Source organism: Hamadaea tsunoensis DSM 44101, from assembly GCF_000428945.1.
Taxonomy (GTDB): domain Bacteria; phylum Actinomycetota; class Actinomycetes; order Mycobacteriales; family Micromonosporaceae; genus Hamadaea; species Hamadaea tsunoensis.
The window spans coordinates 35206-49223 of sequence record NZ_AUAX01000044.1 but is presented as its reverse complement, the minus strand read 5'-3'; the positions used below and the strand labels follow the sequence as shown (position 1 = coordinate 49223).

Sequence of the window (14018 nt, the reverse complement as noted above, 5' to 3'; positions counted from 1 at the left end):
AGGACCACCGAGAACGGCCGCCGGCGCACCTTCTCCGTCAGCTGACCGCCCTCGTCGTAACCGACATACCCGGGCGGCGCGCCGACCAGACGCGAAACCGTGTACCGGTCGTGGAACTCGGACATGTCCAGCTGGATGAGCGCGTCCTCACTACCGAACAGGAACTCCGCCAAGGCCTTGCTCAGCTCCGTCTTACCGACACCCGAAGGACCGGCGAAGATGAACGAACCACTCGGACGCTTGGGATCCTTCAGACCCGCCCGCGTACGCCGGATGGCCTTGGACACCGCCTTGACCGCGTCGATCTGCCCGACGACCCGCTTGTGCAGCTCGTCCTCCATCCGCAGCAGCCGAGCGGTCTCCTCCTCGGTGAGCTTGTACACCGGAATACCGGTCCAGTTCGCCAGCACCTCGGCGATCTGCTCGTCGTCGACCTCGCTCACGACGTCGAGGTCGCCGGCCTTCCACTCCTTCTCCCGCTGCGCCTTCTGCTGCAGGAGCTGCTTCTCCTTGTCCCGCAGCTGAGCGGCGCGCTCGAAGTCCTGCGCGTCGATCGCCGACTCCTTGTCCCGGCGAACCTGAGCGATCTTCTCATCGAAGTCACGCAGATCCGGCGGCGCGGTCATCCGGCGGATACGCATCCGCGCACCGGCCTCGTCGATCAAGTCGATCGCCTTGTCCGGCAGGTAACGGTCGGAAATGTACCGGTCAGCCAGGTTCGCGGCAGCGACGAGAGCGGCGTCGGTGATCGTCACCCGGTGGTGCGCCTCGTAGCGGTCCCGCAGACCCTTCAGCATGTCTATCGTGTGGTCGACCGAGGGCTCGTCGACGTGTATGGGTTGGAAGCGTCGTTCGAGGGCGGCGTCCTTCTCGAGTTGCTTGCGGTACTCGTCCAGGGTGGTGGCGCCTATGGTCTGCAGCTCTCCTCGGGTCAGCATGGGCTTGAGGATGTTCGCGGCGTCGATCGCGCCCTCGGCGGCGCCCGCGCCGACCAGAGTGTGGATCTCGTCGATGAAGAGGATGATGTCGCCGCGCGTCCGGATCTCTTTGATCACTTTCTTGAGGCGCTCCTCGAAGTCACCGCGGTAGCGCGAGCCGGCCACGAGGGCACCCAGGTCAAGCGTGTAGAGCTGCTTGTCCTTGAGCGTCTCGGGCACCTCACCCTTCACGATCTTCTGGGCCAGGCCCTCGACGACGGTCGTCTTGCCGACGCCCGGCTCGCCGATGAGCACCGGGTTGTTCTTGGTCCGGCGGGAAAGTATCTGCAAGACGCGGTCGGTCTCCCGTTCGCGTCCTATCACGGGGTCGAGCTTGCCCAGCCGTGCCGACTGGGTCAGATTGCGACCGAACTGGTCCAGTACCAGGCCCGACGATGGTGAGGAATCGTTGCGGGCGGCCCCCACCGGGCCGGAACCGTCCTCGTCGCCGGAAAGCAACTGGATGACCTGCTGCCGGACTCGATCGCGGTCGGCGCCCAACCGGGCGAGGATGCGCGCGGCGAGGCCGTCGCCTTCGCGGACCAGGCCGAGCAGGATATGTTCGGGGCCGATGTGGTTGTGGCCGAGCTGCAGTGCCTCACGCAGGCTCAGCTCCAGCACCTTCTTGGCGCGAGGGCTGAAGGGAACCTGACCCCCGCCCGACGGCCGGCCCGGGCCGGTCTCTTTCGCCACCTGCTCGCGGACGCCCTCGACCGTGACGCCCAGCTTCTCCAGCGCCCGGGCGCCGACGCTCTCGTCTTCCTGCATCAGACCCAGCAGCACGTGCCCGGTGCCGACACTGGTGTGGTCGAGCATCCTGGCCTCTTCCTGAGCCAGCACCATCACCCGGCGCGCCCCGTCGGTGAACCTTTCGAACATGCTCATCAACGCCCTTCTCGCGGCTGATCGGATCGGCGCTGAGTCGGAGCCTCTTGGCCCCGCGGGGCGGGGCACGGGCAGGCGCTCTGCCCGAGGTCTAGGTATCTGCGGCTTACGCGGCGCTCGGGCCGGTCAGCACGAGCAGCGCACGGGGAGCGACGATGAGGTCCGTGGCCGGCGGCTCACCGGCCAGGCTGTGCGGGCGAACGGCGTACGCGACCGGCGGTCCGGCGACGTCCCACATGGCCGCCACGATCGTGGCGGGCCGCCCGGACGTCATCGCGACGCGAGTACCAGGGACATGCCCGTTCGCGCCGGCTATCAGCAGGGCATCCATGATCTGCCGGGCGCCGTCGGTCCGAACCGTCATCAGCTGGTCGGACGACGGCGGCGCGGCGGCCGCGATCCGTTCCCACCCCTCGTCAAGCACGAGGCGGACCTCCCGGTCAAGCTGTGCGCAGGCTGCGTCGAGCGTCGCCTCCTCGCCGGACTCCGCCTGCCAGGCCAGATCGATGGCGTCAGGTTCGAGGTCCGGTCGCTCGTCGATCACCAGCGCGTACGCCGACTCCAGCAGTTCCTGCCGCCCCGCCCCGCCGTAGAGGGTGCCGATGCCAGGTCCGGCATCACGTGGCGGAAACCGCCGTGTCACGTGGGCGGCCCGGCCACGGGGCAGATCGGCGGCCAGTCTCGCGTCCGCGATCCGCTCGGCGAGCGTACGCCCGAGGCGCGTCGGGTCGGCCGGATAACAGGTGCGCCCTTGATCGGCGCTGGCCGTCCCGGCCGCGAGCCGGCGTGCCGCCACGGTGTATGAGACCCCGGTGCAGGCCGCGTGCAACCGGATGGCGCGTTTGCGGGCACGATCGGGGACCGACTGCCGCCGGTGCCATCCGTCGTTCGGCGGCCGGCTGGCGTTCGGGAGCTGGTTGTCGTTCGAGGGCTGGCTGTCGTTCGACGGCTGGTTCTCGTTCGGGGGCTGGATGTCGTCCATGGCAACCTCCGGCGAGGTCTCACGCTCCCCGCCGAACAGCGACGCGGACAGCATCGGCGACATTCGGCGCGCTGAGTCGGAGCCTCTTGGCCTCGCATGACGGACGGCGTGAGCATCCCGTCGGGCTCGGGCAGGCGCACTACCCGCGCCGAGCATAACCCGCGTTCACCGTAAAGCGATCCAGTGTTACGCGCAGGGCGTACACGACACTTGCCAGTCGACGCTGGAAGTGGGATCGCGTCTTCGATGCGGGCGACGGTGTTCCGGCCGGGTATACCGCTGTCCCCCAGCGCGATCTGCGCATCCAAGAGGACCTCTATCTGCGCGGCTGACAGCGAAGGGCCGTAGCACCCGAGCGCAGCGAGCCGTCGCCATCACCACTGTGGACGTGCAGCCTGCGGTCGAGCTACATCGTCAGCGGCCTGGCCGCCGGGGAAGAGGTTGTCGGCCGCCCACGCCGGCGAGGGCGCGAGTCCCTGCGGAGGTGTCTTCCGAGGAGGGGTGTTCGCTGGCGAGCGCCGAGCGGGTCGCGTGCAACGACGCCAGCAGTTGCAGCCGGTCCGCGTCGGCTGTGCCCGGCTCAACTGTGAAGACCAGCATGACCGGGCCGGGGTTGCCCGGCAATGGGTACGTGTCCCAGTCCAGAACGATGTCGCCGACCTCGGGAACTCGGAAGGTCTTGGTGCCGCTGACCGACTCGCGTACGTCGTGCCGGGCCCACAGCCGCCGGAACTCGGCGCTGCGGATGCTCAGCTCGCCGACAATCGCGGTGGCACGGGGGTGGGTGGGGTCGGTGGCGACGGCGGCGCGCATCATGCCGATGTAGTCCAGGGCTTGGCGTTCCCAGTCCGGGCAGCTTCGCTCGCCGGTCAGCGTGTCGTCGAACATCAATAGGAGCAGGTTGAGCCGGTCGGGCGGGTAGGCGTCCGGGTCACCGAGCAGCGCCTCCGCCATCGGGTTCCAGGCGAGCAGGTCGAGGTGCCGGCCGAGTACGACCGCCGGGGTGTCCATCACCCGCAGCAGACGCCGTGTGCTGTCCGGTACCCGTTCCGGATCGCGCTCCATCCGGGCGGGCATCGGCCGGCGGGCGGCGTGGGCCAAGGTGAACAGGTGCCGGCGTTCGTTGTCGTCGAGGCCGAGCGCGCCGGCAAGCGCGTCCAGGATGTCGTCGGACGGGCGTACCTCCCGCCCCTGCTCCATCCGCTGGTAGTAGTCGGTGCTCAGGCCGGCCAGCAGGGCCAACTCCTCGCGTCGCAGCCCCGTGACCTTGCGCCGGCCGCCCGGCTCCAGGCCGACGTCGTGTGGGCGCAGCCGGCTACGCCGGGCGCGTAGGAAGTCACCGAGTTCACGAGCGTACGGATGAGGGCTGCCCACGCCACAAAGTGTGCCGCGGCCCGCACCGCCCAAGGTAGGTCCCTCAGACCTAGGCAACCGAGAACGATCGAACCCGCCCGGATCGGCCCTAACGTCGATGGTCCAGCGCATCGACACCTTCAGGAGCAGCAGATGGCCGGATGGACCGCCGACCGTATACCCGACCAGCGCGGCCGAGTCGCCGTCGTGACCGGCGCGAACTCAGGCCTCGGCCTGGTCACCGCCACCGAACTGGCCCGCCACGGCGCCCACGTCGTGCTGGCCGTGCGCGACACCGCCGCCGGCGAGGAGGCCGCCCGCCGCATCGGCGGCGACGTCGAGGTGCGCGAGCTGGACCTGGCCTCCCTTGCCTCCGTGCGGGCCTTCGCGGCGAAGCTGGCCGCCGACCACACCGTGATTGACGTGCTGGTCAACAACGCGGGTGTGGTGCTGCTCGGTCCCCGCCGCACCTCTGCCGACGGCTTCGAGCTGCAACTCGCCACCAACATGCTGGGCCACTTCGCACTGACCGGCCTCCTGCTGGGCAACCTGGCCGCGGCGCGGGAAGCCCGCGTGGTCAGTCTCAGCTCGATCACCCACAAGAACGCGCACTTGGACTTCGATGACCTGATGTTCGAGCATGACTACCGGGCAGCTGCCGCCTACGGCAGATCCAAGCTCGCCACCACGATGTTCGGCGTCGAACTGGACCGTCGCCTGCGCGCCGCCGGATCGCCGATCGTCAGCGCGCTGGCCCACCCCGGTCTCACCCGCACCAACCTGACTCCACGTGCCTGGGAACACCGTGGCCGGTTCGGGCAGCTGATCGCGTGGGCCGGCCTGCTGGCCACCCAACCGGTGGAGCAGGGCGCGCTGCCGCAGTTGCGCGCCGCGACCGAACCCGGTGTGCGGGGTGGCCAGTTCTTCGGGCCGTCCGGGCTCTGGGAGACACGGGGCCAGGTCACCGAGGCCCGGCTCAGCCGGGAGGCCGCCGATCCGGCCGTCGGCCGGCGGCTCTGGGCAGCGGCCGAGGAAATGACCGGCGTCAGATACCTCTGAACCCTGCAGGAGGTGGACACCGGCGACGGCTACCGGCCCAGCCTCGACGAGATCGTCGCATTCGCGAACGCCGGCTGGTGAGGGAGCGAACGACCTGACCCCGCTCGGACACTGCGTTACACGCGTACACAGCCAGGCAATGTGTCAACGGCTACCGATCATCAAGCGCGTACTCGTCGAGGTATCGACCGGGCCGCGTTTCGGCTACGGTGGGCCGTCTGGTGTGGAGGAAAAGCATGCGTATCGGTAAGTACGTCGTGGCGTTGACAGCAGTGTCCGCTTTCATCGTGAGCGGCTGCGGCCGGAGCTCCGATCCGGCGCCGACGGAGTCGGTCACCGGCTGGACGGTCGGCGCCTGCGTACGCCAGACGGCCGGGCCCACGGTCATCGCAGCGACCATGAATCCGGTGCTGCGCCAGGCGATGGAAGCTCAACGGCGGTTCGCGGCGGTCCCCTGCTCCGATCCGAACGCCGTCACCAGGATCGTCGCCATCGGGGCCGCCTTCGACCCGGTGACCGACCGGGGATCCGGCGACACCGGCTGCCCCGACGACACGGATGTGGCGTACCGGCAGACGGACATGTTCCCGCTCGGCGCCCACTACGCCTGCGGCCGGAATCTGAAGGACCCGCACCCCGGCGATCCCGGCGGAGGCGGCGGCCCGAAGACGATCGTCGGCGACTGCGTCGTCGTCATCGGCATGCTCGACAACGGCCTGGAGGAAGTCGCCTGCCGGCCCGCCGGCTGGTTCGCCCGCGTCGTCGGGCTGGCCACGACAGCGGCGAACTGCCCCACCGCCACGATCAGCCGACTGCCGGCCGCTTCCGGCGTACTCTGCCTCGGCTCCGGTGACGGCGGCACGATCGCCGAGGTCGGCGACTGTCTCACCGCCCGCGAAGCCGTCCTGCGGCCGATCGGCCACGTTCCGTGCCAGGGCACCGGCCAACGCAAGCTGGTCGCGCTCGTGCCGACGTCCGCGAAGTGTCCCCAGGGCACCTACCGTGAGCCCTCCCCCGGCTACGACCGCGTCCTCTGCGTACGCTGACGCCGCAGCCGCTGCGGCACCGGCGAATTTCGCATGGTTACCCCAGGGTCTGACCGGTGCCGAGTGTCAGACTCCGGTCAACGCGCACCGCCGAAGCCCAGTCGGGCTCTAGTTTGGAGTCGTCGATGGGGAGGTGGTCGCGACATGACCGTACGCGACGTGGAGAGCCGGATGCCCCACGGCCTGTCCGCCGCCGACCTCGGCGAGGCCACCGCCGAGGTGATCGGCCCGCGCGGCGAGCGCTTCGTCCTGGTCAGCTACCTCACCTCTCCGCTCGTGGTCCGCACCAAGTTGGACTACGTCCTGTTCGCCCTGCCGCCAGCCGGGTCCAATGAGGACCTGTGGCTCGAGTACGTGTCGGTCGCGAGCTACAAGTGGACGGTCCTGTCCAAGTCCGACGCGTCGTTCATCGAGCAGAGCGTGACCGACAACGGCTGCTGGTCCTGGACGGCGCAGGCGCCCGGCACCTACACGACCCGCGTGGAAGCGCGCGACGGCGACGGCAAGGTGCTGGCGACGCTGTCCCTGACGCAGACGGTGACACCGCGCGACGCCCGGCTTGAGGAGTTCCTACGGCCGCAACCCTCGCGCAGCAAGTGCGACGCGATCCGTGAGCTCGTCAACGACCTGAGCGGATACATCAATCAGGGCGCCGCGGCCACCGGCCCGACCGGCATTCCGGCGCGGCTGCTCGCCGGCGTCGTGTTCATGGAGGCGTGGGGGCGGCCCAAGGAGGGCACCGCCAACGCCAAGGCGATCCGGGCCCGCGCGGGCGGCAAGGACGATCCGGACTGGCTCGACTGGACCGAGGACCAGCTCGCCAAGCGCGGCAACCGCGAGTTCGGCGCCATCTCCGACATCCGCTGCGTCGAGATACAGGCGATCGCCGAGGTGTTCCAGGACCGCTGGGTGGGCCGGCTGACCTTCGTCGGCCCGACGAGCATGGGTGTGGCGCAGATCCAGATGGCCGTCGCGGCGATGGTTCTCGGCATGACGGCCTGGCGGGAGAAGCCGCCGGGCGGCGCGGAGAACGCCGAGGCGCGCAAGGAGATCGACGATTCCGTCGAGGAGGACTGGCGGGTGCTCCCCCGGCGCAAGCAGGTCGAGATCTTCAACCATCTGCGCTTCCCGAAAACCAACATCGCGCTGTGCGCCAAGCTGCTCGCCCGGATCAAGGAACGGCCCAACCGCGCGCTCGGCCTGCCGGTCGGCGCGGTGGCCGCCAACGCCAAGCTTGTCGGCCTCATCGCCACCGAGTTCAACGCGGGCGCGACGACGTCGAGCTTCGACGAGGCGAAGGTGCCCGAGGGCAACACCAACGGCCAGCGCGCCATCCAGTACGTCAAGGACGGCAGCGTCCTGCACCCCGAGCTGTACTTCCCGTAACCCGGTACGCACAGGTCGGCCCTGCGACCGTTGGACGACGGCTCCTCGTATCCTGCGTCGACGCCCGCCCAGCAACCGGCAGCTATTTCCGGTTGTCGGCCATCCACGCGGTGGCGAAGTCGACCAGAGCCCGCTGCGCCATGAGCCGGCCGGTGGCCTGCCCAACCTGGCCGACACGTACCGCGCCGGTCGCCTCGAACGCGGCCCCGACGGTGTCGAAGTCGTCCTCGTCCACGGCTACCTCGTCCCACGTCACCCACGCGGCCGACCCGTCCGCTTGGCGTACCGACGCACCGGACGTCATACGCGGCGGTGCCGCCTGCCGTGTCTCGGCCAGATGGAGGGACGTGCAGGAACTGTAGCCACAGCCGAGGAGAAGCACCTTCGCGTCCAGCCGATAGAGCACGCCGAGTGGTGAACCCTCGCCGTGGGCATCCTCCAACGGATGGCGCCGCACGATGTCGGCCGCGTACGGGCCCAAGGCCGCACAGGACACCTGCGGATGACCGCTTCTGACTGCGCTGGGCCAGGTGCGCACGGTCTCCGCGATGACCCCCATCCAGCGGCTCGGCGTACGCACGGCATCGAAACCGGGCATCTCGGAGCGGATCACCGGCCACCAGTCCGCCGGGGCCGGAGGATGCGCCCAGCCCGCCGGATCGCAGTTCTGCGGAGTGTGCGTCGGTACGGCCAACGTACCGTCCGGGCCGATCGCTTCCAGGATCGCGTACACGACCGCTTCCGACCCGCCGATGACGGAGCCGATGCTGCGCATGGACGAGTGAAGCATGACGACATCGCCCGAGTCGACGCCGAGCCTACGCAGATCCGCGGCGAGCGAGCGGACGGTGAGGAGGGAGGGCTGGCTCATAAGCGGGCACGGTACGGGCAGATCGCAGCGCCGGAAACGGAATTTGGGCGATCGTCGGCCCGAGACATCAGGGTGCTCTATCAAAGCGTCTCCCGACACGTCCCAGCCCGGGACCAGCGGCAGCCGGTCGAGGAACCCGGGCCGCCGCCGGTGTACCCGGTCGGTCGGGCTGATACCCGCCGCGTGTACGCGTACACGTTGGCCGTGTCGGCATCCTGCGCCGTCGGTGACGGTGGCGGCCGGCGTACCGGTGATCAGGAGATGGTGTAGGAGTCGCCGTAGGTCTTCCACTTCAGCGGGGTGTTGAGGTCGAGGTTGCCGGCCTTGAGGAAGACGCGCTGCTCGGTGTCCACGCGGCTGGTGTCGTCGTGGGCCGCCTCCGCCTTCATGGCCGCCTTGCGGGCGTCGAGGAACGCGTTGAGGTACGTGGTCTGGTTGCCGCCCTGCGCCGGCGTCTTGGCCTTGCCCATGGCGGTCTTGCGGATGCCGCCGAAGCTCAGCTTGTCGTTGCCGGGGCCGTGCATGACGATCGCGTCGTAGTAGCAGAACTGGCCGAGCGCCCACAGGCCGTCCGCGATCGCCTGCGACACCGCGGGGGTGAAGTAGACGCGGTCGCGCTCGGAGTCCTGGGCGGACCGGAACACCGAGTCCTTGGCGGCGGTGTGCCACGCGGACACGAAGGCGGATCCGAGGCCTGCGTGCGAGTCGGACCCGTTGACCTTGCGGAGGGCGGGCAGGTACTTCGCCAGTACGTTGCCCGGCTTGTTCTTGGTGTACAACTCGACCAGGTCGAGCATGTCGCCGGTACCCGAGCAGAAGCCGATGATGCCGGCGGTGTAGCCCCGGCCGTCGCCGATGTCCTCGATGTAGGTGTACTGGGCCTTCCAGTCGAGGGAGGAGTTCTCGGCGCTGGAGACGAGCTCCATCGCGATCTCCTTCTTGCGGGAGTCGGTCAGCGGCGTGTGGGTCGCTGCGAACGCCTCGCCGGCCGCCGCGACGGCGGGCAGGGCGGCGGCGATGCTCAGCGCCCCGGCGATGCCGAGGCTCCGTCGGGAAAAGTGCATGCGGGAGCTGAACACGGGGGTCCTTTCAGGACGTCGTCCGCCGGGCGGAGCGACCCGGCGAGAACTGTTAGGCAGATTGCCTAACAGATGGAAACATTGACAGCCCGGCCTGTCAATCGTCAATCATGTCCCCTCGGCCGTCCCCGTCACCGTGTCAGCGCATCCGCCGATCAGCCGGTAGCGCCAAGCCGGAAAGGCCCCGGTGGATCGCCGGCCGCCGGGCCTGATACACCCACGTCCGTAGCCTGTTCAGCGGTAACCGTCGGGCGCGTGCCGCAGCGAAGCCCACTGCTCCGCATCGTGATTGTGGATCACCAGGCGTACGCCCCGCGCGTCGGCGATCTCCATGAGACGCCGCTGGGCGAGTCGCGTCGCGGGCTCGTCGAGGTCGAACGGCGTCATGGGCCGGGCAGCCGGGTCGGTCCCCCGCATCCAGGCATCGCCGGCGAGGAGGACCGGTCCGGTTTCGGGCAGTTCGACGAGGACCGCCTGATGGCCGGGCACATGGCCGCCGCACTCCAGCACCGTGACGCCCGGCGCGATCTCGACGTCCCCGTCCACCAGGCGGTATCGCAGCCGGGGATCGTCCCAGTACGCGCGCATCCACTCGTACCGGTGCAGTCCGCTGGACCGGGCGTGCTCGTATTGCCGTCGTTGCACCACCAGGTCGGCGTGCGGGAACTCGTCGTTCGCCCCGGCGTGATCGGGGTCGAGGTGGCTGACGACCACTGTGGACACGTCCGCGGCTGCCAGTCCGAGCGCGGCCAGCCGACCGGTCACATGCTCGTGCGGGCCGACCTCGAACGGGTGGGCGGCGTCGCCGATGATCTCGGCCGGGCAGCCCGTGTCGACGAGGATGTGCCGCCCGTCGCGCAAGCGGATGAGGAAGCCGGGAATGGGCACGCCGTGTCCGCGTACGGCGCCGTAGTGGAGGAGGAAGAGTTCGGTCGCCTCGGTCATGAGAGTCACTATAAACATGAGTGACTTCAAAATTGTAGTCGCTCAGCTATGCTGCCCCCATGGACGGTCTCCGCCAGCGCAAGAAGCAGCACACTCGGCAGGCGCTCAGCGACGCCGCGACCAGACTGTTCGCCGACAACGGCTTCGACGCCGTCACCACCGCGCAGATCGCCGCCGCCGCCGGGGTCGCGGTCGGCACCGTGTTCAACTACTTCAAGACCAAGGAAGACCTGTTCTTCGATCGAGCCGAAGACCTCACCCGCGCCGCGGCCGCCGCGATCCGCGACCGCCCACCCGGTCTCCCGGCCGTCGCGGCCTTCCGGCGCTGGCACGACCGCGAAATCTCCTTTCTGCTCGACCCCCGGGGGGCCGATACCGTCCAGCGCTTCTTTCGCACCATCGCCGCCAGCCCGTCCCTCCGGGCCGCCGAACGCCGGCTCCACCAGGACATCGAGTACGCCGTGGGGCAAGCACTGCGAGCCGGCGTACCAGCCGACGACCCGACGCCGGAAGTGCTCGCGGCGCTCCTCGTCGCGATCCACCGCGTGGTCGTCGAGACGGTACGCAAGCTCACCCTCGACGGCGTACCGGAGAAGCAGCGCAAGCACCGTGTCGCCCAGGTCGCCGAGGCGGGGTTCGCCGGACTGGCTCCGGAGTTGCGCGGAGGAACAACCATGAGCACGGAAGTGCCCGCCCCTCACCCCGCCGACGCCGACTTCACCCAGCAAGGGCAGGCCTGACACCGCGCGCACGAACAGCGCCGCGCCGACCGGCACGGCTTCCTCGCGATCACCGGCATCCACGGGCCGACCGCCGAGCCGCAGCGGTTCACCGACGCACCCGGCGCGTGGACGGGTACCGCGGAGGAGATCCGGGTCGTCCTGGACGCGGTGGTACTGAACGCGCGTATGGGCGGCCACCCATACCCGCGAGGCGCCGTGGACCGCTCATTGCAAGCAGTCGAGGACCAGCTGGACCGCTTGTGGCAGCGGGCCGACCGGCCGCTTGTCCTCAGTCCAGTCGGGCAGATGGCCACCGTTCGGCAGCACGGTCGCGGTGGCGCCGGCGTGGAGGGCGAACAGGAGTACGTGTTCGAGCGGGTTCGGGCTGAGGACGGTGTCGTCGAGCGCGACGAGCAGCCGTGTCCGCTGGACGGCGGAGCGGATCCGCGGCCAGTCGAAGCCGCTTTCCGGAAAGAAGCCGGCGACCGCTTCGTAGCCGACCGGACCGGCCATCGTCGAGACGAGCACGGCACCGGCGTACCGGCCGCGCGGATCGTCGCCGTGCCGGGCCAGTAGATCGAGGAGGGCGACGCCGCCGGCTCGGGCGATGTTCGAAGACCAGGAAATGTCGATGTGGTTGTGTGCGGTTGTTGCGCAGTTGAGGGCCGTTCAACACAGTCGTGTCGAGGTCTGCGCCACGGTCTACGCCTCACTCCGACAGTGACGCGACTCCGGACGGCCCGCGGTCGCCGCTCGGCGTCGGCGATCGCGCAGCCCGTAGCCGGCGCTCGTTCAATCCTGGTCGGCACACCGGGCGATGATCTGCGGATCGTCGATGCCCCGCTGGTAGCTCTCCCACCCGACCGGGTCCTCCTCGCGCGGCGGGCGGTTCGCCGGGTTGCCCGAACCGGCGCGGACGAGGCCGCCACGCGTGCGGTCCACCGCCAGCTCGGCGTCCTGCATGGACAGAGCGAACCGGGTGACCAGGTCGCCCGCGACCTCCTGCGTGGACCGGCCGGCGAGCAGGCCGGCGATGACCGCGTCGACCACCTCGGCGTACTCGTGGTCCTGCAGGAGGAGCGTCAGATCGTCGGTGGCGACGGCCGGTTCCCCAGCGGGATCGGTGGCCGCCGGCGCGACCCGGGACAGCAGGCCGGCCGCCTCCGCCGCGGGCAGCCGCTCCTCGACGACGAACTCCGGGAGCATCAATGGGTACGCGCGTCCGGCGTTCCACGAGCGGTGGTAGGGCGGCGGATCGAGGACGACGACCCGTACGCCGCCCAGGAGCGGGATGTCGTCGGGCCGGCCTTCGTTCCAGATCCACTTGCCGTCGGCGCCGGTCAGGTTGAACCGGCCCGTGAGACCGCCGGCTGGCTGGGGCTCGCCGTCCGTGGCCGCCGCCAGTTCGGCCGCGCTCAGCGGCCGCACCGCGAGGTCGCCGGCCAGCCGCGCGGCGAGCAGAGTGTGCAGCTGGAAGTTGTCGCCGACACCGCTCATACGCAGCCGGAAGCCCTTGCCCGTGGCGCGATCCAGCACCAGCAGCGGTTCGTCGTCCAGCACACGCAGCAGCCCGGCCAGCCAGTGCGACACCTCTAGGTGCTCGGCCGTCGCCGCCACCGCCCGCGTCAGGCGCTCCCGCTGCGGCAGAGCGAGCCGGACATCCTTGCGCTGGCACAGATACAGCACCGGCTGCGTCCAGTCGTCGGCAGTGTGGAACGACGCCGTCAGCCGGTACGCCTCGCGTTCCGTCAGCTCCGCGCTCAACCGTCGCAGATCGGCGTCGGGATCGCCGCGATCCGGTTCGACGCCCAGGCGCGCGTACACCGCGAGGAACTCGGCCGCGTCTTCGAGGACCGTCGATGCCCGCTCGACCAGCACGGGCAAGGCGACCAGCGGATCGGGAGCGTCACCGGCCAGCGAGCCCACGATGCCAGCGACCGGTGCGCCAGGACCGAGCGGCGCGGCCGCCAGGACCGGCAGCAGAAGCTCCACCGCCGCCTGGCAGTCGCGCGGCTTGGCCCGACCGGCGGCCTGCGCCACGATGCCGAGGGACTGACCGAAGGCGTCCATGTCGCGGCGGGTGAGGGCGTCGGCGAGCGTACGCGCAGCGTCGACCACGGTCTTCCGGAAGATCACCGCGCGATGCTAACGGGTCCGCGCATCACCCACTGCCCCGTGCTCACTCAAGCCCGGTCGAACCTGGCCAGACCATCGGGAACCGGACACGGATGTCGGCCTACCGGTGCAGCGCGATGCCGTGGCGCCGCAGCTGTACCTGCCGCAGGTCGAACGACCGCCAGCCCGGCGGCCAGGGCCAGCGCCTGTGCCAAGGCGTGATTGACGCAGCCGGGTCTGATCATTCGGCGGTTAGTTCTCACCGGATGGGCGTATGCGCGACCACATCTCGTGGAGGCCTGGAGGAAGCTCGTCCACCAGCCCGTATCCGGGCACCCGGCGACAGGATGAGCGACGATAGACGACTCCGAGCGCTGTCGCGGCTGCCGGCAGCACGGTAAAGAGAGACTGTAGGCGCCTATCCCGTTCAACAATGGAGTCGATCCAACGGCGGGCCGGCGGCGAGGCGGCACGAACTGACCGACGCGCAATGGGAGGCGCTGCAACCACTGCTGTCGCTCGGTAGATCCACGGCAGCCGGGCCGGAATCGACCGCGTGTGCTTCTATCGACGTGCCACCGTACGAGGGAGTCGCGCC

At 69.7% G+C, this 14018-nt stretch carries 12 protein-coding genes; 4 read left to right on the top strand and 8 right to left on the bottom strand.

What is annotated here, in order from left to right:
* The 3 genes from G401_RS0137185 to G401_RS51075 all read right to left on the bottom strand — a co-directional run.
* On the bottom strand, positions 1-1856 hold a 1856-nt coding region (locus tag G401_RS0137185; protein WP_027346474.1), incomplete at its 3' end, for an ATP-dependent Clp protease ATP-binding subunit.
* 112 nt (positions 1857-1968) lie between these two features.
* Complete coding sequence (locus G401_RS0137180; protein WP_027346473.1) at positions 1969-2898, bottom strand: hypothetical protein; 930 nt, start codon at positions 2896-2898, stop codon at positions 1969-1971.
* Between the two features lie 360 nt (positions 2899-3258).
* A complete protein-coding gene (locus tag G401_RS51075) occupies positions 3259-4218 on the bottom strand; it encodes a helix-turn-helix transcriptional regulator (protein WP_245602046.1) in 960 nt (319 codons plus the stop codon).
* 132 nt (positions 4219-4350) lie between these two features.
* On the opposite strand from G401_RS51075, the gene G401_RS0137170 reads away from it, so the two are divergent.
* From G401_RS0137170 to G401_RS0137160, 3 genes are all read left to right on the top strand, one after another.
* Positions 4351-5256 (top strand): oxidoreductase, encoded by a 906-nt coding sequence (locus tag G401_RS0137170; RefSeq protein ID WP_027346472.1) that lies wholly within the window; start codon positions 4351-4353, stop codon positions 5254-5256.
* A 236-nt stretch (positions 5257-5492) separates the two neighbouring features.
* Positions 5493-6302, top strand: coding sequence for a hypothetical protein (locus G401_RS53835; protein ID WP_051367809.1), 810 nt, complete (start codon positions 5493-5495; stop codon positions 6300-6302).
* A gap of 144 nt (positions 6303-6446) precedes the next feature.
* Positions 6447-7688: a hypothetical protein gene (locus G401_RS0137160; RefSeq protein WP_027346471.1), complete on the top strand. Its 1242-nt coding sequence runs from the start codon at positions 6447-6449 to the stop codon at positions 7686-7688.
* Between the two features lie 82 nt (positions 7689-7770).
* Here the strand turns inward: G401_RS0137160 and G401_RS0137155 are convergent, their stop codons facing one another.
* From G401_RS0137155 to G401_RS0137145, 3 genes are all read right to left on the bottom strand, one after another.
* Positions 7771-8559: an aminoglycoside N(3)-acetyltransferase gene (locus tag G401_RS0137155; RefSeq protein WP_027346470.1), complete on the bottom strand. Its 789-nt coding sequence runs from the start codon at positions 8557-8559 to the stop codon at positions 7771-7773.
* Between the two features lie 254 nt (positions 8560-8813).
* On the bottom strand, positions 8814-9638 hold the full coding sequence (locus tag G401_RS0137150; protein WP_281174226.1) for a chitosanase: 825 nt from the start codon (positions 9636-9638) through the stop codon (positions 8814-8816).
* A gap of 234 nt (positions 9639-9872) precedes the next feature.
* Positions 9873-10583 (bottom strand): N-acyl homoserine lactonase family protein, encoded by a 711-nt coding sequence (locus G401_RS0137145; RefSeq protein ID WP_034594262.1) that lies wholly within the window; start codon positions 10581-10583, stop codon positions 9873-9875.
* 59 nt (positions 10584-10642) lie between these two features.
* Here G401_RS0137145 and G401_RS51060 point away from each other — a divergent pair, with 59 nt between their 5' ends.
* Complete coding sequence (locus tag G401_RS51060) at positions 10643-11323, top strand: TetR/AcrR family transcriptional regulator (RefSeq protein WP_051367807.1); 681 nt, start codon at positions 10643-10645, stop codon at positions 11321-11323.
* A 207-nt stretch (positions 11324-11530) separates the two neighbouring features.
* On the opposite strand, the gene G401_RS0137135 is transcribed toward G401_RS51060, so the two are convergent.
* Together G401_RS0137135 and G401_RS53830 are read right to left on the bottom strand one after the other, a co-directional pair.
* Positions 11531-11833 (bottom strand): hypothetical protein, encoded by a 303-nt coding sequence (locus tag G401_RS0137135; protein WP_027346467.1) that lies wholly within the window; start codon positions 11831-11833, stop codon positions 11531-11533.
* A gap of 264 nt (positions 11834-12097) precedes the next feature.
* Positions 12098-13441, bottom strand: coding sequence for a hypothetical protein (locus tag G401_RS53830; RefSeq protein WP_051367805.1), 1344 nt, complete (start codon positions 13439-13441; stop codon positions 12098-12100).
* Positions 13442-14018 lie beyond the last annotated feature (577 nt).